Origin of the sequence: Stenotrophomonas sp. HITSZ_GD (genome assembly GCF_029543105.1) — a bacterium.
Classification (GTDB): Bacteria; Pseudomonadota; Gammaproteobacteria; order Xanthomonadales; family Xanthomonadaceae; genus Stenotrophomonas_A.
Window position 1 is genome coordinate 45,950 of record NZ_JARQXB010000012.1, and the last position, 24,201, is coordinate 70,150.

At 68.7% G+C, this 24,201-nt stretch carries 22 protein-coding genes and 1 tRNA gene; 15 read left to right on the forward strand and 8 right to left on the reverse strand.

From position 1 onward, the window contains the following. The first annotated feature begins 72 nt into the window (after positions 1-72). The 6 genes from P6166_RS12680 (at position 73) to P6166_RS12705 (ending at position 4,666) form a co-directional block, all read left to right on the forward strand. Positions 73-148 (forward strand) — tRNA-Ala (locus P6166_RS12680). A gap of 120 nt (positions 149-268) precedes the next feature. Then, positions 269-445 (forward strand): hypothetical protein, encoded by a 177-nt coding sequence (locus P6166_RS12685; protein WP_277764822.1) that lies wholly within the window; start codon positions 269-271, stop codon positions 443-445. A gap of 141 nt (positions 446-586) precedes the next feature. Continuing rightward, positions 587-949 carry an HNH endonuclease signature motif containing protein gene (locus P6166_RS12690; RefSeq protein ID WP_277764908.1) on the forward strand — a complete coding sequence of 121 codons (363 nt, stop codon included), beginning with the start codon at positions 587-589 and terminating at the stop codon, positions 947-949. Positions 950-2,133: 1,184 nt separating this feature from the next. Continuing rightward, positions 2,134-3,111 (forward strand): RHS repeat-associated core domain-containing protein, encoded by a 978-nt coding sequence (locus P6166_RS12695; RefSeq protein ID WP_277764823.1) that lies wholly within the window; start codon positions 2,134-2,136, stop codon positions 3,109-3,111. Further along, positions 3,108-3,563 (forward strand): hypothetical protein, encoded by a 456-nt coding sequence (locus P6166_RS12700; RefSeq protein WP_277764824.1) that lies wholly within the window; start codon positions 3,108-3,110, stop codon positions 3,561-3,563. Before P6166_RS12695 ends, P6166_RS12700 begins: the two co-directional genes overlap by 4 nt. A 740-nt stretch (positions 3,564-4,303) precedes the next feature. Beyond that, complete coding sequence (locus P6166_RS12705; RefSeq protein WP_277764825.1) at positions 4,304-4,666, forward strand: hypothetical protein; 363 nt, start codon at positions 4,304-4,306, stop codon at positions 4,664-4,666. A gap of 787 nt (positions 4,667-5,453) precedes the next feature. Here P6166_RS12705 and P6166_RS12710 read toward each other — a convergent pair. The 3 genes from P6166_RS12710 to rnd form a co-directional block, all read right to left on the reverse strand. Then, entirely contained in the window at positions 5,454-5,594 is a 141-nt protein-coding gene (locus P6166_RS12710; RefSeq protein WP_277764826.1) for a hypothetical protein, read from the reverse strand. A gap of 97 nt (positions 5,595-5,691) precedes the next feature. Further along, positions 5,692-5,895, reverse strand: a complete 204-nt coding sequence (locus P6166_RS12715) for a Blp family class II bacteriocin (RefSeq protein ID WP_277764827.1) — start codon at positions 5,893-5,895, stop codon at positions 5,692-5,694. 317 nt (positions 5,896-6,212) lie between these two features. Further along, complete coding sequence (gene rnd, locus P6166_RS12720; protein WP_277764828.1) at positions 6,213-7,292, reverse strand: ribonuclease D; 1,080 nt, start codon at positions 7,290-7,292, stop codon at positions 6,213-6,215. A 100-nt stretch (positions 7,293-7,392) separates the two neighbouring features. Here rnd and P6166_RS12725 point away from each other — a divergent pair, with 100 nt between their 5' ends. The 3 genes from P6166_RS12725 to P6166_RS12735 all read left to right on the forward strand — a co-directional run bounded on the left by P6166_RS12725 (position 7,393) and on the right by P6166_RS12735 (position 11,580). Continuing rightward, positions 7,393-9,249, forward strand: coding sequence for a formylglycine-generating enzyme family protein (locus P6166_RS12725; RefSeq protein ID WP_277764829.1), 1,857 nt, complete (start codon positions 7,393-7,395; stop codon positions 9,247-9,249). Positions 9,250-9,296: 47 nt separating this feature from the next. Continuing rightward, on the forward strand, positions 9,297-10,211 hold the full coding sequence (locus P6166_RS12730; RefSeq protein WP_277764830.1) for a M48 family metallopeptidase: 915 nt from the start codon (positions 9,297-9,299) through the stop codon (positions 10,209-10,211). A gap of 136 nt (positions 10,212-10,347) precedes the next feature. Then, positions 10,348-11,580, forward strand: coding sequence for an AcvB/VirJ family lysyl-phosphatidylglycerol hydrolase (locus tag P6166_RS12735; RefSeq protein WP_277764831.1), 1,233 nt, complete (start codon positions 10,348-10,350; stop codon positions 11,578-11,580). Positions 11,581-11,589: 9 nt separating this feature from the next. Here the strand turns inward: P6166_RS12735 and xseA are convergent, their stop codons facing one another. Both xseA and queG read right to left on the reverse strand, forming a co-directional pair. Then, positions 11,590-12,924: an exodeoxyribonuclease VII large subunit gene (xseA, locus tag P6166_RS12740; RefSeq protein ID WP_277764832.1), complete on the reverse strand. Its 1,335-nt coding sequence runs from the start codon at positions 12,922-12,924 to the stop codon at positions 11,590-11,592. A 36-nt stretch (positions 12,925-12,960) separates the two neighbouring features. After that, positions 12,961-14,067 (reverse strand): tRNA epoxyqueuosine(34) reductase QueG, encoded by a 1,107-nt coding sequence (queG, locus tag P6166_RS12745; RefSeq protein ID WP_277764833.1) that lies wholly within the window; start codon positions 14,065-14,067, stop codon positions 12,961-12,963. 24 nt (positions 14,068-14,091) lie between these two features. On the opposite strand from queG, the gene P6166_RS12750 reads away from it, so the two are divergent. From P6166_RS12750 to P6166_RS12775, 6 genes are all read left to right on the forward strand, one after another. Beyond that, entirely contained in the window at positions 14,092-15,585 is a 1,494-nt protein-coding gene (locus P6166_RS12750) for an NAD(P)H-hydrate dehydratase (protein WP_277764834.1), read from the forward strand. Beyond that, on the forward strand, positions 15,575-16,060 hold the full coding sequence (gene tsaE / locus P6166_RS12755; protein ID WP_277764835.1) for a tRNA (adenosine(37)-N6)-threonylcarbamoyltransferase complex ATPase subunit type 1 TsaE: 486 nt from the start codon (positions 15,575-15,577) through the stop codon (positions 16,058-16,060). Before P6166_RS12750 ends, tsaE begins: the two co-directional genes overlap by 11 nt. A gap of 79 nt (positions 16,061-16,139) precedes the next feature. Further along, positions 16,140-17,813: an N-acetylmuramoyl-L-alanine amidase gene (locus P6166_RS12760; protein WP_277764836.1), complete on the forward strand. Its 1,674-nt coding sequence runs from the start codon at positions 16,140-16,142 to the stop codon at positions 17,811-17,813. Positions 17,814-17,927: 114 nt separating this feature from the next. Further along, positions 17,928-19,778, forward strand: a complete 1,851-nt coding sequence (gene mutL, locus P6166_RS12765; RefSeq protein WP_277764837.1) for a DNA mismatch repair endonuclease MutL — start codon at positions 17,928-17,930, stop codon at positions 19,776-19,778. Next, entirely contained in the window at positions 19,778-20,725 is a 948-nt protein-coding gene (locus P6166_RS12770) for a DUF1684 domain-containing protein (protein ID WP_277764838.1), read from the forward strand. Before mutL ends, P6166_RS12770 begins: the two co-directional genes overlap by 1 nt. Positions 20,726-20,728: 3 nt before the next feature. Continuing rightward, the gene (locus P6166_RS12775) at positions 20,729-21,664 is read left to right on the forward strand and encodes a TraB/GumN family protein (protein ID WP_277764839.1); all 936 of its coding nucleotides are present in this window, start codon (positions 20,729-20,731) and stop codon (positions 21,662-21,664) included. A gap of 103 nt (positions 21,665-21,767) precedes the next feature. On the opposite strand, the gene phaR is transcribed toward P6166_RS12775, so the two are convergent. From phaR to gluQRS, 3 genes are all read right to left on the reverse strand, one after another. Continuing rightward, entirely contained in the window at positions 21,768-22,313 is a 546-nt protein-coding gene (gene phaR, locus P6166_RS12780; RefSeq protein WP_277764840.1) for a polyhydroxyalkanoate synthesis repressor PhaR, read from the reverse strand. A 184-nt stretch (positions 22,314-22,497) separates the two neighbouring features. After that, entirely contained in the window at positions 22,498-23,238 is a 741-nt protein-coding gene (locus P6166_RS12785) for a beta-ketoacyl-ACP reductase (protein ID WP_277764841.1), read from the reverse strand. 64 nt (positions 23,239-23,302) lie between these two features. Continuing rightward, positions 23,303-24,178, reverse strand: a complete 876-nt coding sequence (gene gluQRS / locus P6166_RS12790) for a tRNA glutamyl-Q(34) synthetase GluQRS (protein WP_277764842.1) — start codon at positions 24,176-24,178, stop codon at positions 23,303-23,305. Positions 24,179-24,201: the final 23 nt, after the last annotated feature.

Below are 24,201 nucleotides of genomic sequence, written 5' to 3' on the forward strand. Positions count from 1 at the left end.
CCCGGCTGGACGGGCGCATAGCGAGGATCCGAGAGGATCGTCCCACGCAGGCCCGGTTCCAGTACCCCTTGTGGGGCCATAGCTCAGCTGGGAGAGCGCGTCGTTCGCAATGACGAGGTCGGGAGTTCGATCCTCCCTGGCTCCACCACTATTCCAGACAAAGCAGCGCGCCGAGAGGTGCGCTGTTTTGCTTTTCAGGGGCCAGGCGATCCGACAATGTTTCAGGCCAGTTGAGCTTGATACGCAACTTCGAAAACAAGCAGCGGCAATGGCATCGCTGGTGCCGGGAAAGGCGGTTGCGCTCGTGACTTTGCTGCCCAGGAAGCACGCAATTCCGGATTTTCAAAATCTGGACTGGCGCGATGTAGAGGCTGTGCTTGTTGACTGTGGGGTCGAATTGCAGGGCGCTATTCCAGATGCCGATCTTCGCGAGGCTATCGACTGATCGTGCGCGAACTCCTAGGTAGGATTAAGACACATCCCGACCGAAAATCTGGATGGGTGTGAGTGGTGGGAATCGCAGTGGCGTCCTTTGATCGAATCGACCAGTGGTCATGGCTGGATTGTTAGCTTTGGAAGGAAGAGGGTGTCATGGCCGGCTGGTGCGCAGCATCCTTATCGGGGCGCCGAAACCGACGTAACCGCGAACGGGCTACCGCTGCGCGCTGACATCCATACGTTGTTCGATTTGTATTTGATCAGCGTTGCCCCCAGACGCGTGCGGTGTGCGTTTGCGCCCAGGCTGGCTGGGACGGCATATGCCGAATTCCGGTGTGTAACCCTTCGTAACCCTAGTGGGTCACAGCATGCCGTTAGCCGGGCTGAGCTAGCGTGGCATAAGGCTCAATGCGCTTCGTTACGCTTCGGGGCGCGATCGGTCGGGCTGTTCCTGCTTACCAGGGCCTGCCCTCTAGGAAGGCAGAGTGCCACGAAGTCCGGAAGTGATTGATTTTAAAGGCCTCGTGCAGTGGGTGGCCACGCAGTCCCTGGCATTCCTAGTGACAGGGCCGTGCGCACGGCTAAATGCGGATGATCCTGATCCGAAGCCGTGGAGGTCCTAAAGCCACCGCGGGGAGTCCTCCTCGAACGCCACAAAGCGGGCGACCACCGTGACCAACTTTACACAGGGCACGTCAGGCCGGCCGCGTGGAGCGTACGTGCAGGTCGTACCAAGTGTATTGGCCCACCGCGTCCAGATATGAGCCACGGGCATTAAAGCCGGTCCAGTAAGCGCCCAGTGTGCGCATCGAACTGATCGGTATCAGTGTGGACGTCGCGTCGATGGCCATACTTCGATCTGAGGTAGGGAAAAGTCGGCAGGCGCCGCCAGAAGCCATCCGGCATAGTAGATCCAGCAAACGCATTGGGCGTGCCGACCGGCCCATGTTGGCACTTGGGCGAACGCACCGTGGGTCGGGAGGGAGTCCAACTCTCCTGTGCAGTGACAAGAGTCACATTATTGAGGGCGGAGCTCCACGATACTTTGGCAAGTCTGGCGCCTCAGATGATCCGGGGATAGATCTCGCCACGACACGGAAGGGGACAACTTGAGCAATCGACTGGATTCGTTGCGCCATTTCGGCGTTGCGTGCGATGCTGCGACATCACGCAGGGAAGCAAGGGCGCGCTGGGCCTATCTTGGCCGCTGTTACCTTGCCCTCGTCATGGTCCAGTTGGGCACGACGGCCCACGCAGAGATTCCAAGCTGGAACACCGAATACGGCAACCGGCTGAGGTACGGTGAGATGGTCGAGCCGATCGAAGGCGAAATCTTCGGTGAGCAGATCAATCTGTATGACGGGTCCGTGTCGTTCGCCGCCACGGATATCTCCTTGCCAAGCAATAGCGATATTCCGCTCAGCTTGGGGCGCTTCCTGAATCCCACCGACCCCAAGTCCAATCTGCCATTTGGCGATTGGGAACTTGACATTCCCTCTATCTCCGGACTGTCCGGAGGCGCGGCGGCGGAGCGACGGTCTATACCGTACCGAAGACCTACGTTTCTGCCAATGGCAACGCGTACTGCAAGGCGGACTACAAGGTGCGTGCCTGCAACTCTGGCGGTTGCTCGGCCTGGTCGACGCCGAACTTTGCGGTCACGCAGGGAGTGCTGGAACGATGAGCTAGGTACACATGAAGAGTGACCGTGCTGATTCCGCTTGGGCGCGGCCGGGCTGGCGAGTTGGTCGGTGGGCAGCCCCTGCGTTGGTCTGCTTGGGGCTGTCCGTTACGGCGGGACGGGCGAATGCCCAGACAGTTGAGTACATCCATACGGATGCACTGGGCTCGCCGGTGGCGACGACCAATGCATCCGGCGCTGTCATCGAACGGCAGGTGTATGAGCCGTACGGCGCGCCGATTTCGCATGGCGCAACCGATGGGCCGGGTTTCACGGGGCATGTGGAGGATTCGACGACTGGGCTGACCTATATGCAGCAGCGGTATTACGACGCTGAAGTCGGGCGCTTTATTTCAATCGATCCGGTGTATACGGACCCTCTACAAGGCGCCAACTTTAATAGATTCCAGTATGCAGAAAGTAACCCGTATTTTTTCACGGACCGTGACGGGCGCGAAAGTGGCGCAACTTTCAAGTTGCTGAATGATCAAGCTAACGGTGGACCCGTAATTCCTCCTCCTCGCAGCCCAGATGATTGGCTTGGTCCTGCAATAGGAGTGGGACTGGGCGCGATGTTGGTCGCTCCATTACCCGCTGAGCTTGCTGCCGGATGGAGGGTCTACCGGCTCTACCGTATGGCGCAAGAGCTTAGGTCGCCGCCACTCAAAAGCTACGATGAGGTTGTGGGTCTTCTCAAACAGTCTGGTGGACAGTCAAAGCAGACAAGTGCATCCGGTACGCGCACGACCCAGTATCCCATGCCGGGTGGGCAAAAAGCGGCAGAGGAGCTATTCGATAGAGCTACTAATGGGTCCGGAGTTCCAGTGGCCAACGGGGGGCGACTCGGTAAGATGGGCGATGGGACGACAGTTCACATGAGTAGTCGAGTTGAGAGGGATGGGAGTAGGACAACTTCTGTGAGGTTCAGCCGAGAAAAAGTTGGCTCTCACATTAAAGAGGTTACAAAGGTTCGATACAAGGAGGGCCAATGAGCGAATCCTCGTTGCTTGATTCACTTTGCGCGAGTCGAAATCCGTCGGAGATCATGGTGTTGCCGTGGTCCATGACTATTGTTGACTGTTATTTTCTCGCTACAGCGCTCGCATCCTGCTGTGAGGGTCATGAAGTGTGGAGGCTGGATAACTACGAAAATGAGCTTGTGTCGTCACATCTCCAGTTTCCAGGTGTTTACGACATCTATGGTATCGATAGGGATGGGGGCGATATTGATCAGGCGTTGGTCGTCAGCGGGCGAGAGGAGTTTTGCTTTTGGGACCAAGACGAACGCTTTGTGGCCATTGCTGGAAGTCGGCTGTTTCTCGATATCGCTTGCCCGTATCCCGAAGAGATAGCGCGCCAGCGTTTTATCGAAACGTCTTGGAACCTCAATGGGATGTCTGACGATGAGCTGGCTACTTTTTACGATCGCTTGAAGCGCCTGTAGCCGAACTATTGCAGCGGCTTTCCTCAACTCGGCCTTTTCCGCCATTCAGCGCGTCGCTCCCCGGTACTTGACCGCCCACGAGCCCGGCGCGCAAGGCGACGATTTATGACCATCAGATGCCCTTGGTCGGCTCCATGTCTGATGATTGAGCAGGACCAGTTGCATCAAGGGCGCAACGCGAGCGCAACGTATTAAGCAATTGCCAACTTGGCTTGCTTGTGAGCCTGCTCCAGGGTCACGTGATTGCCCCCCCCCACCCCCCCGAATTGCCATGCGCCCAGGTGACGATCCAAGCCTTGCGCCCTGAGGGTTGCCGGCGCAGCAACAGGCCACGCACCCGCGCTCTCTGCGCTTATAGGAGTGATCCCTGAGCTTGCTGCTTGCGACGATGCGCTTAGCGCGGACGGCTGTATTGGGGTGCAGGTCGTAAGTGGCGTTGAAGCACGCTTAGGACGTCCCGTAGTCCAATGCCTGGACAAGGACCATCCGAGCACCCGAACCCGCTTCCATCACAAATCGGCTTGGCTTCGGCTTCCATCACTTGATTGCATCCGATTCCAAAGACACTCGCCTAAGTGCGCCACCCTCTACGCTACTGGGGCCAGTTGTATGTCGGGTTGTTAGCTGGTGCCAGCGGCTCTAAGATCAAGCCGAGTCAAGGGGACAGCCCGTCCGGCATGCCGTGGAAACGGCGCAGGAAATTGCCTATTAGGTAGTTTTGCCTTACGGGGAGTGATCACGTGTCAGAGATGAAATGGACGAAGACTTGCGACCTGAAAATTGATTCTCGCAACTTCCGTGTCGTTGTTTCTGAGCATGACAATGGCTTCTACGCAAGCTGCCTTTGGTATGAAAAAGGGCGCGTGTTGAAGGTTCCTGGTGAGTTCGGTTCTTTACAGTTCAACCCCGAGCAAAGATGCGCAATGTTCGAGGCAGAGGCGCTTGCCCTCATCCAGCAATGGGCAAATGACAAGTTTGTTCCACTGGTTCACTCCAGTCGGGAGACTCCTGACAATTCATTCAAGCCGATCGGCTTGGAGAGTTGGGTCAACTCAAGCCTTAGCGTTCGAACCAGGACGGCGTCATGGCAAACAAATTCGTAATTGGCAACATCGTCAAACTGAAGTTTGTCGGACCGGAAATGACCATCGGGACTGTTCCGGATAAGCCAAGGCCTCCTCAAGCCGTCGGCTGGTGCCCTTGTACCCCCGGCTGCTGGGACTGGGGTTGCTGGAGCATGTGGCTACCTGTCCTGCAGGCTTCCTCTGGCCGGAGCAGGTCCGGGTGGCGGCCAGTCCCGCGCGTAGCAATGTCGACAAAATCCAGAAACGGTTGACCTATGCCTTTCGCAAAGCCGGAATTTCCGACCCGCGAAAGACAGCCGCCCATAGTTTTCGGCATATCGTCTCCCTGCGCCTCAAGTCCCTGCGGGTTAAGGACTACGTCATTGCCGAGCTTCTTGGCCATGAGCACGGGCACATCTCTGCATTGCGTCCAGGCTGGCAGGGGCTACGTATGCCGAACTCCAGGGTGTCAACCCTTCGTGACCCTACTGGGGCGCAGTACATCGTCAGCCATGCGGCGCCGGAGTGGCATCGGGCTCAATGCGCTTGGTGGCGCCTCGGGCACCAAGCGATAAGTCGGTGCCAACTGACCAGCGCCTTAGGGCTAAGCGGGCCAAGTGCTACTACTAAGTTCGGAATCCATTGATTTATAAGGGCATCAGTGCCAGAGGTCAGTGTTGACCCTGGCATTAGCAATGACGAGGTCGAGAGTCCGATCCTCCCTGGCTCCACCACTATTCCAGACAAAGCAGCGCGCCGAGAGGTGCGCTGTTTTGCTTTGGGGTAGCAACTCAGCAGCAGGCTACCTTGGGACACGGCCCAGCTGTCACCCCTTGCGCTGCACGTGCAGGACCGCGGCCACGACCAAGCCCACCACCACGCCCAGCGAGGCCGCGTAGGGAATCCCGGCCCCGGTGAGCAGCGCGATCAGACCGCCGCCGGCGATGCCCGCAGCGACGGCGGTCACAACCATTTTCGTGAACACATCCATCAAGTCTTCCTAGACGACACGTCGCCTTCGCGCGTCCTGCCGACACGCGAAGACACCGTATCGACGAAGCGCATCAAGCGGCGTTGAGCTGCGCGAAGATCGAATCAAGCCCTCCGGCGAGCGCGCCTCCCAAAGCGCCGGCGCCCATGCCCCCGGGGCCGCCGATGGCGCCGGCCACCGCGCCGCCGATCAATCCCGCGGTGGCCGAGCCATACACCGCGCCCCAGTTGAGGCCGCCTTCAATGCGGGCGATTTCTTCAGTGGTCAGTTCGCGCATGGATGTACTCCTGAAGGGGATGGGATGCCGCGCGCGTAAGAGCGAAGGCGGCATGTCGAACGGTGACCCGCCCAATCCCCCGTTTCCATTCGATCATTCCAACGCGCAGACTCCCGCGTCACGGCGTCACGGCGTCACGGCGTCACGGCGTCACGCTATGGCACGTTCGCGCCATGCTCGTTGCCGATACCCACTTGCGCGACCTCGCGTGCCTGCGTCGCGTGCGCGACCGCATCGGCCGCCAGTAAGCGCATCCGCTCGACGGGGCGCGCCGCGCCGCGCCGCGATGATGGCGCAACACGCGGGCAGCGCGAAGGCTAGGCCGGCAGCAGCGGCGCCAGCACCGGTTCCAGCGTCGCGCGCCGCCACTGCCCCAGGCCAGCGGGCCAGACGCGATGTTCCAGCAAACTTTCCAGGTGCTTGCGCGAAGCCAGCACGCCATCGGGCAGGCCGAGTTCGCGGCTGCGTTCGGCCACGGCTTCCTGCAGCTTCTTCAGCGTCTGCTTGTGCTCGTCGCCGTTATTGCTGGCCAGCGGCGCGTCGGCCTCGTCGGCCAGCGGCGTGTTGAGCACCTGCCAGACCTGCGCGGTCAACCTGCGCGGCGCTTTCGGGAAACGCTCGAACAGTTTCGAAAGCCCCGCCTGGTCGGCCGGCGGCGTACGCGCGATGGTCACGGCCAGTTCGTTGTCCAGGATCCAGCTCTTCGGGCGGTCGCTCTGCCGCGCGGTCTGCTCCCGCCAGCGCAGCAGCCGCAGCAGGCGCAACTGGCCTTCCGGTTCCAGGAACTGCGCGCTGCGCAGCGACAGGTGCGGCCAGCGCTCGCCGTCGTCGCGTTCCACCGAGGCCAGCAGGCGCTCGGCGTCCTCGGCCAGCCACGCGCGGCGGTCCAGCTCGCCCAGCCTGGCATCGAGCGCGTCGTGCAGCGCGAACAGGTAGCGCACGTCGTCGGCCGCGTATTCCAGCTGCGCGTCGGAGAGCGGGCGGCGCAGCCAGTCCGAGCGCGTCTCGCCCTTGGGCAGCAGCGTGCCGGTGATCTCGTTCACCAGCTTCTGGTAGCCCATGCCGGCGCCGGCGCCGGTGAGCGCAGCGGCCATCTGCGTGTCGAACAGCGGCCGCGGCAGCACGCCGCACGCCACCTTGAAGGTCACCAGGTCCTCGCTGGCGCTGTGCATCACCTTGAGGATGTCCGGCGCGGTGAGCCAGGGCTTGAGCGCTTCGGCCATGCCGGGCGCGAGCGGGTCGATCAACAGGATCTCCTCGCCCACGGCCATCTGCACCAGCGCCAGCTGCGGCCAGTAGGTGCGTTCGCGGATGAACTCGGTGTCCAGGCCGATGCGCGCGGGGCGCTGCTGCAGGCGTTGGGCAAGTTCGTCGGGGTGGGTGATCCAGTGCGGCACGGGGGGACTTCGATACGGCGCTGCATTGCGCGGGCCGTGCAGGATAGCCTAACGTCGCCGGCGACCGGCGCGAGGCGGGCATCAGGAGACGGACGCAACGATGGGCAGGCTCGGCGTGACGATGGCGATGCTGGCGGCAGTGGGTCTGGCCGCGTGCGCACCTACGTCCGCGCCGCCGGCCATCCCGCCGGCGTCCGCGCCCCAGGCCGCGGCGCCGGCGCCCGCGTCCCCGCGGGTCACCGTGGGCGAGGCCGGTGCGGACACCGTGCAGCGCTGGCAGCCGCCGCCGGTGGACCTGGGCGAAGAGCGCGCGGCCAGCGTGCGCCAACGCGCCGCGCGCGCCCTGGAAGAAGACCGCCTGTTCGAACAGCCCGACGCGGCCATTCCGCTGTACCTGGCGCTGCTGCAGCGCACGCCTTCCGACCGCCTCGCGCGGCAGGGGCTGCAACGCGCGCAGCGCCGGCTGCTGCAGGATGGGCAGGCGCTGCTGGCACGCACCGAGGAGCAGGGCGATGCGCTGGAGCGCGCGCGCACGATGGCCATCGTCGCGCTGACGCTCGCGCCCGACGAGGCGGGTACGCGCGCCTTCCAGGCGGAGGTGGAAAAGGCGCAGCGATTGCTCGGCTTCAACCGCGCCGGCGAGGATGACCTGCGCAACGACCGCATCGGCGAGGAAGGCAACGGCGCGATCGGCAACTTCCGCGAGGCGCTCAAGCTCGATCCGGACAACGCCCGCGCACGCCAAGGCCTGGCGGCAGCGGAGAGCGCGCTGATCGCCCGTGCCGAAGCCGCCGCGGCCGCCTACGATTTCGACGCCGCCACGCGCTGGCTGGCGGCGGCGGCCCAGGTGCGCGAGCGCGCGCCGAGCGTGGACGATGCGCGCGAACGCGTGGAAGCGGCGCGCCACGCGCGCGTCGGGGCCCTGCACGACGCCGCCCTGCGCGACCTCAATACCCCGGCGGGCCTCAAGCCGGCCGGCGAGAAGCTGGCCGAGGTATTGCGCATCGCCGCGCCGGGCGATGCGGTGGCCGCCTCGCTGCGCGAGCGGATCGAACTGGCCACGCACTACGGCAGCTTCCGCCCGCGCCAGGTGTTCACCGACGCGATGCAGGCGGGGGGACGCGGGCCGCAGATGATCGTGGTGCCGCACGGCGCGTTCCGCATGGGCGCTGGCGACAGCGAACCCGGTGCCTCGGACAACGAGCGCCCGTCGCACTACGTGCGCTTCGCGCGCGGCTTCGCGATGTCGATCACCGAAGTGACGGTGGGCGAGTTCCGACAGTTCGTGGAAGCGGCCAACGCGCGGCCGCGGGCGACCCGGCGCGGGCATTCCATCGTCTACGACGAGCGCAGCGGCAACTTCGCCCGCCGCAGCGGGGTGGATTGGCAGTCCGACTACAACGGCGCGCGCGCCGCGCCCAACAGCCCGGTGATGCACGTGAGCGTGCGCGACGCCGAGGCCTACGCCAAGTGGCTTTCCGAGCAGACCGGGCGGCATTACCGCCTGCCCACCGAGGCCGAGTTCGAATACGCCCTGCGCGCCGGCAGTCAGGGGCGCTACCCCTGGGGCGATGCGGGCACGCCCCCGGAAGGCTCGGGCAACTTCACCGGCGGCAACGACGTCTCGCCCAGCGGGCGCCACTGGAACAACGCCTTCGTCGGCTATGGCGATGGCTTCTGGGGGCCGGCGCCGGCGGCCAGCTTCCGCGCCAATGCCTGGGGGCTGTACGACATGGGGGGCAACCTCAGCGAATGGGTGGCCGACTGCTGGCACGCCAGCTACCGCCGCGCGCCGGCCGATGGCGCGGCCTGGTACAACCCCGGCTGCCGGCAGCGGGTGATCCGCGGCGGGAGCTGGGCCAACTCGCCACAGCAGACCCGCGCGGCCTGGCGGCTGTCACAGGACTCGGACACGACCAGTGCCAGGATCGGCTTCCGCCTGGTCCGCGGAATATGAGTTCATTGCCCTGGTGATCCCGGCATCGGCCGGAAAAGGATGAGGAAATGCGCAACGACCCGTTCGGCGGTGACCGCGGGCAGGCCCGCGCGGGGCGCCGTCCCGGCCTGTTCGGCAACGTGCGGTGGTGGGTGCTGATCGCCTTCGCCGGCTATGCGGCCTATTACTGGTTCTCCAACCGCAGCGAAGACCCGTACACCGGCGAGAAGGTGCTGATCGACAGCTCGCTCGGCGTGGAGGACGAGAAGGCGATGGGCCTGCAGGCCTACCAGGAGATCCTGTCCCAGGAGCGCCCGCTGGACCCCAACGCGCAGGCCTCGCAGCAGGTGCGCGCGATCGCGCAGCGGCTGATCGCCAAGGTCGACCCGGTGGAGACCGCGCTGGCCGCCGAACACGGCATGCAACCCAACCACATCTCGCGCGGCTTCGACTGGGACGTCAACGTCATCCCGTCCGACCAGGCCAATGCGTTCTGCCTGCCCGGCGGCAAGATGGCGGTCTACACCGGCCTGTTCCCGGTGGCGCAGAACGCCGATGCGATGGCGGTGGTGATGGGCCACGAGATCGCCCACGCCCTGCTGCGCCACGGCGCCCAGCGCATGGCGCAGCAGAAGCTCACCCAGATCGGCCAGATGGCCGGCGCGGCCAGCGGCATGGACATGCAGCAACAGCAGATGGTGATGGCCGCCATGGGGTACGGCTACTTGCTGCCGTACGCACGCGGCCACGAAACGCAGGCCGACGAGGTCGGGCTGATGCTGGCCGCGGCCGCCTGCTACGACCCGCGCGCGGCGATCCCGCTGTGGGAGCGCATGGAGCAGAACAGCGGCGGGCAGTCGCCGCCGGAATTCAGCTCCACCCATCCGGACCCCGGCACGCGGATCCAGAACCTGCAGGCGCTGATGCCCAAGGCGCTGGAATACCGCCAGCGGTTCTGCCCGGAAGGGCCGCCGTTGCAGTGAGCGGCACGCGGTGACGGCGCCGGCTTAACCGTGGCGAAAGCCGGCGCGACGTGCCAGGAACCGCCATCTTCATGCCGGGTCGAAGCGGGCGGACTCTTGAGGCTGCCGACTTATGACGCTTTTGCGCAGGATCGCCATGGCAGGGCTGGCTGCCGCGCTGCTCGTCGGCAGCGGCATCGCCATCGCCCGCCACGGGCACGGCGCCATCGGCGGCCGCTACGGCCAACCGGACATCCTGCGCCCGGCCGGCGCGCCCCGCGCGCTGGTCGAAGTCTTTCCCGATCCCGCGCAGCCAGCGCGCGCCCGGGCCGCCGCCCGCCAGCTCGCCGCCGACGGCGCGCTGGTCGCGGTGATCGACACCGGACGCTATCTGGGGCATCTGCGCGAAGGCACCTTGGACTGCGCCACGCTGGCCGACGATGCCGAGCGGCTGGGCAAGCGCTTGCTGCGCAAGGACCACAGCGACGTGTTCCTGCCGCCGCTGCTGGTGGGCGATGGCGCCGGCGCCGATCTGGTCCGGCAGGCGCTGGCCGGCGCCGCGCCGGATGTGCTTGCCGGGGCCGTCGCGGTAGGCGGTGCTTCCGATAGTGGGTTGACATGCGGGCGTCAGGCGCCGGTGGCCGGACAGGGGGCGTGGGCACAGGTGCCTGCGTCGGTCGATGCGGCGGGGTTGGCTACTGCCGTCAAGACGCGTTTCGCGCCGGCCGGCGACCCCGGCGTGGCGGGCCTGCCACTGGTCGAGATGCCGGTGCCCGGCAGCCACCGCCTGGCGATCGTGATCTCCGGCGATGGCGGGTGGCGCGAGCTGGACAAGGGCATCAGCGCCGAACTCAACCGCCAGGGCGTCTCGGTGGTGGGCTGGAACAGCCTGCGTTACTTCTGGAAGGAGAAATCGCCGCAGCAGGTCGCCGACGACCTGGCGCGCGTGATGGCGACCTACGGCGCGCGCTGGCACGCCGACGACATCGCGCTGGTCGGCTATTCCTTCGGCGCCGATGTGATGCCCTTCGCCTACGACCGCCTGCCGCCGGCGCAGCGCGCGCAGGTGCGCTTCGTCTCGCTGCTCGGCCTGGCGCACGGCGCCGATTTCCAGGTGCGCGTCGGCGGATGGCTGGGCTGGGGCCAGTCCAAGCAGGTGCCGATCCTGCCGGCGCTGCTGCGAATGGATACCGCGCGCGTGCAGTGCATTCATGGCGAGCAGGAAAAGGACACGCTGTGCCCGTCGCTGGCCCCGCACGGCGTGGCGGTGGTCGCGCGGCCGGGCGGGCACCACTTCGACCATGACCCGGTGAAGCTGGCCGGCATCGTGCTGGCGGGCTGGGCACACGCGCCGGCGGCACCGGCGGCCGCGGTGGCGGCGCGGCGCTAAACGCCGCGCTCAGTCTTCGCGTGCTTCCACGCGCACGGCGATGATGCCGTCCGCCACGCGCGCGTCCAGGCGCTCGCCCGGTGCGACCTCGCTGGCCGAGCGCACTACGCGCCCGTCGGCATGGCTGACGATGGCGTAGCCGCGCGCCACGGTGGCCAGCGGGCTCACCGCTTCGAGCGAACGCGCCAGCGATTGCAGGCGCAAGGTGTCATGGCGCAGCCGCGCGGCCATCGGGGGTTGCAGGCGCAAGGCGCCCAGGCGCTGGCGCAGCGTGGCGAGTTGCCGCGCGGGCGCGTGCGCGCGCAGTTGCGCATGTGCGTGGCGCAGGCGCGCCTGCAGGCGGTCCAGCCGGCCGCGCATCTGGGCGGCCAGATGGCGCGCGGCGTCTTCCTGCCGGCGGTGCAACAGTTGCAGCCGCGCGCGGGGCGATTGCGCATCCAGCCGCAGGCCGGCGCGGTCGGCGCGCTGCATGCGCTGGTGCAGGCCGTGGCGCTGCGCGCCCAGCAGTTGCGTGGCGGCGCGGCGCAGGCGGGTGGCCAGCTCGCGTTGGTCCGGCACCAGCAGTTCGGCGGCCACCGAGGGGGTGGGCGCGCGCAGGTCGGCGGCGAAGTCGGCCAGGGTGAAGTCGGTCTCATGGCCCACCGCTGAGACCACCGGCGTGGCCGAGCCGGCGATGGTGCGCGCGAGCTGTTCGTCGTTGAACGCCCACAGGTCTTCCAGCGAACCGCCGCCCCGGGTGACGAGGATGACGTCGTAGCGGCCGGAGGCGTCGGCCGCGCGCAGCAGCGAGGCGATCTGCGCGGCCGCGCTATCGCCCTGCACCAGCGAGGGCAGCAGGTCGACCTCCAGCAGCGGAAAGCGCCGCGCCAGCACGCTGAGCACGTCGCGCACCGCCGCGCCGCTGGGCGAGGTGATGACCGCCAGGCGGCGCACGTGCGCGGGCAGTTCGCGCTTGCGCGCGGCGTCGAACAGGCCTTCGGCGGCCAGGCGCGCGCGCAGTTCCTCGAAGGCGCGACGCAGCGCGCCTTCGCCGGCTTCCTCCAGGTGTTCGAGCACCATCTGGTAGTCGCCGCGCGCTTCGTACAGCGTGAGCCGGCCGCGCGCGAGCACGCGCAGGCCTTCGCGCGGCTGGAACTTCAGCCACTGGCTCTTGGGCCGGAACATCGCGCAGCGCACCTGGGCGCGCGCGTCCTTCAAGGTGAAGTAGAGGTGGCCGGAGGAAGGCCGGGTGACGTTGCCGAGTTCGCCTTCCACCCAGACCTGCGGAAAACTGCCTTCGAGCAGGTCGCGCGCCAGGGTGTTGAGCTGGCTGGGGGTGAGGATCTCGTCTTCGCGGGCAGGCATGCGGGGATTATCGCCGATCAGGCGGTAAAGCCGCTCCTACGGGGCGGGACCGGCGGGTGCCTGGGCGCTCGCGTGCTGCGCCAGCGCCCAGTCCACGTGTTCGCGCACCAGGGCCGAGGGATGCGCGCGGCGCGATGCCAGCGCCGCCAGCACCTGCGGCGTGGTGGGCGCGTTGCCCAGCGCCACGGCGATGTTGCGCAACCAGCGCTCGTGCCCGCTGCGGCGGATCGGGCTGCCTTCGGTGCGCCGCAGGAACTCTTCCTCGTCCCACGCGAACAGCTCCGGCAGCGTGGCGGTATCCAGCGCGTTGCGCGCGCGGAAATCCGCCTCGTCCGTGCGCTGGGCGAACTTGTTCCAGGGGCACACCAGCTGGCAGTCGTCGCAGCCGTAGATGCGGTTGCCGATGGGCTTGCGGAATTCTTCCGGAATCGGCCCGTCGTGTTCGATGGTGAGGTAGGAAATGCAGCGCCGCGCGTCCAGCCGCTGTGGGGCGACGATCGCCCCGGTCGGGCAGATGTCGATGCAGCGCACGCAGGTGCCGCAATGCGCGCTGGCCGGCGCATCCACCGGCAACGGCAGGTCGATGTAAATCTCGCCCAGGAAGAACCACGAGCCGCCCTGCTTGTCGATCAGGCAGGTGTGCTTGCCGATCCAGCCCAGGCCGGCATTGCGCGCCAGCGCGCGCTCCAGCACCGGCGCCGAATCGACGAACACGCGGTGGCCGAACGGGCCGACTTCGGCCTGCAGCCGCTCGGCCAGCTTCTGCAGGCGGTGGCGCATCAGCTTGTGGTAGTCGCGGCCCAGCGCGTAGCGCGCGACGTAGGCGCGCTCGCCATCGTCCAGCGTGGCCCAGGCCTGCTCGTCGTCGCGGCGGCCGTAGTCCATGCCCACCGAGATCACCCGCAGCGTGCCGGGCACCAGCTCGGCCGGGCGCGCGCGCTTGCTGCCGTGCTGCGCCATCCAGTGCATCGTGCCGTACAGGCCTTCGGCGAGCCAGTCGCGCAGGTGCCGCTCGTCTTCGCCCAGGTCGATGCCGCTGATGCCGCAGCGCTGGAAGCCGCTCTCGCGCGCGAGGGCGCGCACGCGCGCGGCCAACGCGGCAAGCGCGGCGGGCGCCAGGGCAGGGGCGGGAACGGCGGACATGGCGGCAAGTATAGAATCCCGGCCATGTACGCCCCCCTCCTGCTCCATGACACCGCCTCGGCGCGCATGATCGATGCGCAGGCCACGCAACTGCTGGGCGGCGACCCGTATGTGCTGATGCAGCGCGCCGGCCTGGCCGCGTGGGAGCTGCTGCAGCAGCGCTGGCCCCAGGCGCGGCGCATCGCGGTGGTGTGCGGCACCGGCAACAACGGCGGCGATGGCTACGTGCTGGCGCGCCTGGCGCAACTGGCCGGGCGCCAGGTGCGCGTGGTGCACGCCGAGGGCGGCGGGCCGGTGTCCGAGCTGGCCCAGCGCGCCTGCACCGACTACCTCGCCCGCGGCGGCCGCATCGACCTGTTCCCGTGCGCGCTCGACGGCGAGGACGTCATCGTCGACGCACTGTTCGGCATCGGCCTGAATCGTGCGCCGGAACACGAGGACGCCGCGTTGATTGCGGCGATCAACCGCAGCGGCGTGCCGGTGCTGGCGCTGGACGTGCCCAGCGGCGTGGATGCCGAGCATGGCGCGCGCCCTGGCGTGGCCGTGCGCGCGGCGCTGACGCTGCAATTCATCGTCGCCCACCTGGGCCTGCACACCGGCGATGCGCTGGAGCACGTCGGCGAGCGCGTGCTGGCGACGCTCGACGTGCCGGCATCGGTCATCGCTGCCTTGCCGCCGCGCGCGGAATCCTGGGCGCCCGCGGCACTGGGCGCGACGCTGCGCCCGCGCCGGCGCAACACGCACAAGGGCGAATCCGGCCGCGTGCTGTGCATCGGCGGCAACGAAGGCAGCGGCGGGGCGATCATGCTGGGCGCCGAGGCGGCGTTGCGCAGCGGCGCGGGGTTGGTCGGCGTGGCCACGCGCGCGCGCCACGTCGCGCCGCTGCTGGCGCGCTGCCCGGAGGTGATGGCGCGCGCGGTCGAAGACGGCGAGGCGTTGCCGCCGCTGCTGCGGCAGGCCGACGTGGTGGCGATCGGGCCGGGCCTGGGCCAGGACGATTGGGCACGCGCGCTGTGGCAGATGGCGATGGACGCGCCCGGCGCGAAAGTGATCGACGCCGATGCCCTCAACCTGCTCGCCGCCGCGCCGCGCCGGCTGGGGCCCGATGTCGTGCTGACCCCGCATCCGGGGGAGGCCGCGCGCCTGCTCGGGCTCTCCAACGCACAGGTGCAGCGCGACCGGCTGGCCGCGGCCGAATCGCTGGCGGCGAATTTCGATGCGGTGGTGGCGATGAAGGGGGCGGGCACGGTGGTGTCGGCGCCCGGGCGCACGCCGCGCATGATCGACGCGGGCAACCCCGGCATGGCGGTCGGCGGCATGGGCGACCTGCTCACCGGCGTGATCGCCGCGCTGCGCGCGCAGGGGCACGACGCCTTCGAGGCGGCCACGCTGGGCGCGCTGATGCATTCGGCCGCGGCCGACGACGCCGCGCTGGGCGGCGAGCGTGGCCTGTTGCCGACGGATCTGTTGCCGGCGCTGCGGCGCCTGGCCAATGCGGGAGACGGGAATGAAGCTTGAGGGCGCGCTGGCGGATGCGGAAGCGACCGAACGGCTGGGCCAGGCGCTGGCGCGCACGCGGCCGGCGCAGGCGCTGGTGCAGCTGCGCGGCGACCTGGGCGCGGGCAAATCGACGCTGGCGCGCGCGCTGCTGCGCGCGCTCGGCGTGCAGGGTGCGATCCGCAGCCCGACCTACACGCTGATCGAGCGCTACCCGCTCGACGAAGGCGAAGCGTGGCACCTGGACCTGTACCGCATCGGCCACGCCGAGGAACTCGACTTCCTGGGCCTGGACGAAGGCGACGTGCGCCTGTGGCTGGTGGAATGGCCCGAGCGCGGCGAAGGCGCCTTGCCGCCCGCCGACCTGCGGGTGGCGCTGGCGGTGCAGGGTCAAGGGCGGCACTACGTCCTGACCGCGCTCAGCGCGACCGGGCAGGCGTGGCTGGCCCGGCTGTCGGCCAAGGGGGAGTTACAGGGGCTTCCTGCCGGGGGTTAGCAGGAAAGTCGCCCAGGTGGCGGATTATTAAGGGAAAAAGCTATTGCATTCTGGCGAGGGCGGTGATTGAATCCATGCCATGTCCTCGGCGATACGTCCCCTGGTGGTCCGTCTGCTGGTCAGCGCCCTCGGCCTGGCCGCCTGCGCACATGCCTTCGCGGGCGAAATCCAGGCCGTCTCGCTCAGCGCCGGCAGCACCGGCACGCGTGCGGAGATCAAGCTCGCCGGCGCCGGCGGCTACAAGACCCTCTCGCTCGCCGGCCCGAACCGGCTGGTGGTCGATTTCCCCGATTCCAGCGCGGTGCGCGGCCTCAAGCTGCCCGCCGCCGCCGGCGTGGTGACCGCCGTGCGCACCGGCCAGCCGGAGCCGGGCACATTCCGCGTGGTGTTCGATCTCGCCAACCAGGTCAGCGCGTTCAAGCCGCAGCTGGACAAGGGCAACGGCGATGCACGCCTGGTCATCGAGTGGCCGGGCGAGTACGCCGCCAGCGCCCCGGCCCCGGCCACGCCGGCCGTGGCCGCCGCGCCCTCGGCCGCGCCGTCTCCCAGCACGCCTCCGGCCGCCGCGCCGGCGCCGAGCGCGCAGGCCCGCGACGACGCCGCGCGCGCCACCGCCGCCTTGACCGCCGCCGTGGTGCAGAAGGCGAACGGCCCGACGCCCGAGCCCGTGCCGGCGCAGCCTGCCGCGGCCAACCCCGCGGCCGCCGCGCCGCTGGCGTATCCGCGCGTCGTGGTGGCCGGTGCCGCGCAGGTGCCGCCGGTCGCCAGCGCGCCCAACACTTCGCCGCAGGCGATCCTCAATGGCGCCGCGGTGCCGGTGGCCGTGGTGGGCGCCGCCGCCGCCACGCCTGCTGCCGCCACGCCCGTGGTGGCCGCGCCGGCCACCGCAATCGCCGCCAGCGCCGCGCTCTCGCCGGGCGAGAACGCCGCCGAACCGCCGCGCCCGGTGATGCCCAGCGATGCCTCGCGCATCAAGATGAAGGCGGGCATGCGCCCGCTGGTGGTCGCCATCGACCCCGGCCATGGCGGCCAGGATCCGGGCGCCATCGGCCCGACCGGCAAGCGCGAGAAGGACGTCACCCTGGCGGTGGCGCGCGAGCTGGCACGGCAGGTCAACGCCACGCCGGGCCTGAAGGCCTATCTCACCCGCGACACCGACGTGTTCATCCCGCTGCCGATGCGCGCCAAGAAGGCGCGCGCGGCCGGCGCGGACATCTTCATCTCCATCCACGCGGACGCCGCGGAAAACCGCAGCGCCAGCGGCTCGTCGGTGTACGTGCTGTCGACCAAGGGCGCCTCCTCGCAGCGCGCCCGCTGGCTGGCGGACAAGGAAAACGCGGCCGACCTGGTCGGCGGCGTGCGCCTGCAGCAGACCGAGAACACCCTGGCCAACGTGCTGCTCGACCTGGCGCAGAGCGGCCACATGAAGGCGTCCGAGGATGCCGCCGGCCACGTGCTGAGCGGGCTCAAGGACATCGGCAACAACCACAAGCCTTCGCTGGAGCGGGCGAACTTCGCCGTGCTGCGCACGTCGGACATGCCGGCGATGCTGGTGGAGACCGCCTTCATCTCCAACCCGGACGAAGAGCGTCGCCTCACCGACCCCTCCTACCAGCGCAAGCTGGCCGGTGCGGTGCTGGAGGGCGTCAATACCTTCTTTACCCGCCAGCCGCCGCCGGGCACGTTGTACGCGGCGCGCGCGCAGGCCGAGATGGAAGCCGCGGCAGGCACCGTGGCCGGCGGCAGCCGCTGAAGCTCGGCTATCATCTGCGCTGTCTCGATGAAGACGGCGCCCCGCGGCGCCGAACGCCGTGCCCCTGATCGCCCCGCAGCTCCTTTTCCCACGCCAATCCGCCCGGTGGACGCCATGACGATCCGCCAGTTGCCGGACATCCTCGTCAACCAGATCGCCGCCGGCGAGGTGGTCGAGCGGCCCGCCTCGGTGGTCAAGGAACTGGTGGAGAACGCCATCGACGCCGGCGCGCGCCGCGTGGATATCGACCTGGAGGAAGGCGGCGTGCGGCTGATCCGCATCCGCGACGACGGCGGCGGCATCGCGCCGGAAGAACTGCCGCTGGCGGTCTCGCGGCACGCCACCAGCAAGATCGCCTCGCTCGACGACCTGGAAGCGGTGGCCACGCTGGGCTTCCGCGGCGAGGCCTTGCCGTCGATCGCCTCGGTCAGCCGCTTCACCCTGGTCTCGCGCCGCCCGCAGGACGAGCACGGCTCGGCGCTGCAGGTCGATGGCGGGCGCGTGGGCGACGTGCAGCCGCGCGCGCACGCGCCGGGCACCACGGTGGAGGTGCGCGAGCTGTTCTACAACGTGCCGGCCCGGCGCAAGTTCCTGCGCGCCGAGCGCACCGAGCTGGGCCATATCGAGGAATGGCTGCGTTCGCTGGCGCTGGCGCGGCCGGATATCGAGCTGCGCGTGTCGCACAACGGCAAGCCGTCGCGGCGCTACCGCCCCGGCGACCTGTATTCGGACGCGCGGCTGGGCGAGACGCTCGGCGAGGATTTCGCCCGCCAATCGCTGCGCGTGGACCATAGCGGCGCCGGCCTGCGCCTGCACGGCTGGATTTCCCAGCCGCACTACTCGCGTGCCAGCGCCGACCAGCAGTACCTGTACGTCAACGGCCGCTCGGTGCGCGACCGCAGCGTGGCGCACGCGGTGAAGATGGCCTACGGCGACGTGCTCTACCACGGCCGCCAGCCGGCCTACGTGCTGTTCCTGGAGCTGGACCCCACGCGCGTGGACGTCAACGTGCACCCGGCCAAGCACGAGGTGCGCTTCCGCGATTCGCGGCTGATCCACGATTTCGTCTATCGCACGCTGCAGGAAGCGCTCGCGCACACGCGCGCCGGCGCGGCGGCGACGCAGCCGGCGACGATGTCCACGCTGGCGCCCGGCGGCACCCCGCCGGCTGAGGCCATGGCGCTGGCCGGCGGCGAGGGTGGTTTTCGCGACTGGCGGCCGGCGCAATCGCCGCTGGGCCTGCGCGTGGACGAGGCGCCCGGCGCGTATGCGGCGCTGTACGGCGCCGGCGGCGCGGCAGCGCGCCGCGAGCCGGATGCCTCGTGGCCGGCGATGCCGATGGACGCCGCCGGCCTGCCGCAGACCTCGGCCGACGCCGGCGTACCTCCGTTGGGCTACGCCATCGCGCAGTTGCACGGCATCTACATCCTGGCCGAGAACGCCGAGGGCCTGATCGTGGTGGACATGCATGCCGCGCACGAGCGCATCGGCTACGAGCGGCTGAAGAACGCGCACGACGGCATCGGCCTGCATGCGCAACCGCTGCTGGTGCCGATCACCCTGATGGTCGGCGAGCGCGAGGCCGACGTGGCCGAGCGCGAGGCCGACACGCTGGCCGCGCTGGGGTTCGAGATCACCCGCGCCGGCCTGCAATCGCTGCATGTGCGCAGCATTCCGGCGCTGCTGGCGCAGGCCGAGCCCGAAGCGCTGCTGCGCGATGTACTCTCGGATCTGCGCGAGCATGGGCAGACGCGGCGCGTCGCCGGTGCGCGCGACGAACTGCTTTCGACCATGGCCTGCCATGGCGCGGTGCGCGCGAACCGCCGGCTGACAGTGCCGGAAATGAACGCCCTGCTGCGCGACATGGAAGCCACCGAACGTTCGGGGCAATGCAATCACGGCCGCCCGACCTGGGCGCGCTTCTCGCTGGCGGAAATCGATCGTTGGTTCTTACGGGGGCGTTGATGAGTGTTGGCAACAGGGGGAAGTGGGGCTGGCTGCTCGCCTTGGCGTGGCTGGCCGGCTGTGGGGGCGACGGCGATGCACCGCAACGCCAGGCGCAGGCGAAGGCGGTGGCGGGCGATCCGCAGTTCCTGGCCGACAACCAGGTCTGGCGCGACGAGCGCCTGGCCGAGCTGCGCAAGCCCGATGGCTGGACTACGTTGGTCGGCCTGCACTGGCTGGAGCTGAAGGCGCACTACATCGGCAGCGGCAGTACCAGCGGCATCCGCCTGGCGGTGGGGCCGGAGAAGATGGGCATGGTCCAGGTGGTCGGGGACCAGGTGTGGTTCGTGCCGGAGAAGGGCGTGCCGCTGACCGTGGACGGCAAGCCGCTGACCGGCAAGGTGCGCTTTTTCAGCGACCATGACGAAGCGCCGACGGTCATCGGCTTCGACGAAGGCAAGGGCCAGGTGTCGCTGATCCAGCGCGGCAACCGGCGCGCCCTGCGCGTGCGCCATGCCGATGCGCCGACCCATACCGGTTTCCGCGGGCTGGACTACTGGCCGGCCGATCCCGCCTGGCGCATCCAGGCGCGCTTCGTGCCGCACGATGTCGGCCACACGCTGCCGGTGGTGGACATCACCGGGCTGGTCACCGACCAACCGAACGCCGGGGTGATCGAGTTCGAGCGCAACGGCCAGACCTACCGCCTGGAGGCCATCGGCGAGCCGGGCCGCGACCTGTTCGTGGTGTTCGCCGACCGCACCAGCGGCCACGGCAGTTATGCGGCCGGCCGCTTCCTCGAAGTGGGCGCGCCGGACGCGCAGGGCCACGTGGTGGTCGACTTCAACCGCGCCTACAACCCGCCGTGCGCGTTCACCGATTTCGCCACGTGCCCGCTGCCGCCGCCGGAAAACCGCATGGACCTGCTGGTGGAAGCCGGCGAGAAGACCTATCACCACCCGGATTGATCGATGAAGATGCGTTGGCTGCGCTGGGGTTGCGCTTCGTTGCTGGGCCTGCTGCTGGTCGGCGCTGCGCTGTCGGTCCCGCAAGCGGGCGCGGCGGGCCAGGCGCCGCCGACGCCGCTGCTGTGGAAGGTCAGTGCGCGGGACGGCACGACGCTGTACTTGCTCGGCTCCTTCCACCTGCTCAAGCCCGACGACTACCCGCTGGCCCCGGCCGTGGACGCGGCCTTCTCGCAGGCCAGGCGCGTGGTGTTCGAGTTGCCCGCCGAGCAGGTGCAGTCGCCGGCGCTGGCCGCGCAGATGCTGCAGGCCGCCACCCGCACCGACGGCCGCAGCCTGCGCGAGGACCTCTCGCCGGCGCAGTGGGCGGCGTTGCAGGACTACGCCAGCGCGCACGGCATGGCGATCGAGGCGTTGACCAATTTCGAGGTGTGGTTCGTCGGTCTCAACGTGAGCCTGTCGGAGATGGCCGCGCAGGGGCTGGACCCCTCGCTGGGGCTGGACCAGCACTTCATGCGCGAGGCCGCGCGCGCCGGCAAGCCGACCGCCGGCCTGGAGACCGCCGCCGAGCAGATCGCGCTGCTGGACGGCATGTCGCTGGAAGAGCAGCGGCAGATGCTGGCCGAGGCGCTGGACGATGCGCGCGAAGGCAACCAGCAGACGCGTGCGTTGCACGATGCGTGGCGCGCCGGCGACGCCAAGCGCCTGTGGTCGGAGATGGCGCTGGACATGAAGCGTCAGTACCCGGCCCTGTATCGCAACATCAACGTCGAGCGCAACGACCGCTGGGTGCCGAAGCTGGACGCTTACCTGCAACCGGGGCAGGGCACCACGCTGGTGGTGGTGGGAACCTTGCACCTGCTGGGCGAGGATGGCGTGGTGGAGAAGCTGCGCGCGCGCGGCTACCGGGTCGAACGGGTCGCCGCGCAGTCCACCTGGTAAGTGCCGATGCGGCCGCGCCCCGGGGGGCGGCCAGGGCGATAACGGCCGCGGCAGCGGCGCGTGACGGTCGAAGCCGCGCCTGCAACCGGCGCGGCGATGCGCCTCAGCGGCGCGTCTTGCTGCCGCCGGCCGCCGCGGTGGGACCGGAAGCGGGATTCCCCGTGCCCGTGCCAGTGCCGCCCGTGCCGGTGCCGCCCGACGGGCCCCGGCCGAAACCGGCGCCGAAATTGCGCTGGAATTCCTGCCACAGCTCCAGGTTGCGCTCGGTGAGCTGGTTCATCATCGCCCACGGCGTCTGGCCGAGCAGGTTGCCCATCTGCTGGCGGAATTGCTGCTGCTGTTCCAGGAATACCTGCATGCTGCGTTCAAGGTAGTTGCCCATGAAGCCCTGCAGCGAATCCCCGTAGAAACGGATGATCTGGCTGAGCAGCTGGGTGGACAGCATCGGTTCGCCGTCCGATTCCTGGTCGGCGATGATCTGCAGCAGGACCGAGCGGGTGAGGTCTTCGCCGCTCTTGGCATCGCGGACTTCGAAATCCTCGCCGTCGATGATGAGCTGGCGCACATCCTCGATGGTGATGTAGCTGGAAATCTCGGTGTCGTAGAGACGGCGGTTGGGATACTTCTTGATGATGCGAAGTGCAGCCATGAAAGCAGTCACTCGGTCCGGTATGTGCGCAGGATGGCGCAGTGCAACAGTGCTTGCAACCGCCGGAAGTCAGGGGTGGCGGCGCCCAGAGGCGAAAAAATGTTGCGCAGCATGAGCTTGCGCGGTTTTTCATGCTGCGGATGAACCGTGCAGCATGGCGCGCGCCGCCGGGCGCCCGCGCGGCTCACCAGCCCATGTGGTGGCCGCCGTTGATGTCCAGGTTCGAGCCGGTGATCCAGGCCGCTTCCTCGGCCACCAGGAACGCCACGGCATAGGCAATTTCCTCCGGCTTGCCGAGCCGGCCGGTCGGGATGTCGGCCACGATCTTGGCGCGTACTTCCTCCGGCACCGCCATCACCATGTCGGTGGCGACATAGCCGGGCGAGACCGTGTTGACGGTGATGCCGAAGGCCGCGTTCTCGCGTGCCAGCGAGATGGTGAAGCCGTGCATGCCGGCCTTGGCGGCGGCGTAGTTGGCCTGGCCGTACTGGCCCTTGAGGCCGTTGATCGAGCTGATCTGGATGACCCGGCCCCAGCCGCGCTTGCGCATGCCCTCGATCACCGGGCGGGTGACATTGAACACCGAGTTGAGGTTGGTGTTGATCACCTCGTGCCACTGCTCGGCGCTCATGCGGTGGAAGGTGGTGTCGCGGGTGATGCCCGCGTTGTTGACCAGGATTTCCACCGGCCCCAGTGCGGCCTCCACGTCGCGAACGAGCGCGGTGGCATGTTCGGGCGAGGCCACATCGCCCTTGAACAGCGCGATGTCATAGCCTGCGGCCTGCATGCGCTGTTGCCAGGCGCGGGCCTTTTCCTCGTTGCGGTAGTTGGTCGCCACCCGGTGGCCCTGGTCGGCCAGGCGCTTGCAGATGGCGGTACCGATGCCGCCGGTGCCGCCGGTGACCAGTGCGACGCGGGATGTCATGGATGCTCCGAACAGGACGGGAATGTCCGGATTCTAGACAAGGACGCGCCGGCGTGCCCGCCGCTCAATCGCCGCCCGCCGGCCGGTGGCGCGGCAGGCGTGCCGGCGCGAAGCCGCCCACTGCCGCGGCCAGCAGCGCATCGCGCGTGCCAGCGGCGGGCAGGCGGCGCGGGTCCTGGCCCAGGTCGGCCCAGGCCGCGCGCAGCGCGGGCTGCGGATCGGCATCGTCCAGCGGCCGCGCCGCCTCGGACTTGGAAAGCTTGCGCCCTTGCGCGTCGGTGATCAGCGGCAGGTGCAGGTAGCGCGGCGTCGGCAGCCCGAGCGCGCGCTGCAGCAGGATCTGGCGCGGGGTGGAATCGAGCAGGTCGGCACCGCGCACGACGTCGGTGATGCCCTGGTCGGCATCGTCCACCACCACCGCCAGCTGGTACGCCCAGTAGCCATCGGCGCGCTTGAGCACGAAGTCGCCGACCTCGGCGTACACCTCCTGCGCAATGTGCCCCTGCAGGCCGTCGTCGAAGCCCACCGTGCAGGGCGCGGCGACGCGCAACCGGTAGGCCGGGGGGCGGTCGTCCGGTGCGTGCAGGCAGCGGTGGTGCACGCCGCCCCCGGCCGCCAACTCGGCGCGGCTGCAGGTGCAGGGAAAGGCCGCGCCGCGTTCGAGCAACGCGGCCAGGGCCTCGGCGTAGCGCGCGTAGCGCAGGCTCTGGAACACCACTTCGCCGTCCGGGTGCAGGCCATAGGCGTGCAGGCTGCGCAACTGGGCTTGCGCCGCGCCGGGCACTTCGCGCGGCGGGTCGATGTCTTCCACGCGCACGTGCCACTCCCCGCCGGCCTGGCGGGCCAACAGCCAGCTGCCGAAGGCCGCGTAGAGCGAGCCGTAATGCAACGGGCCGGTGGGCGAGGGGGCGAAGCGCCCGCGGTAGAGGGAGGAAGGCATGGAAGGCTGAATCGTCTTTCAGG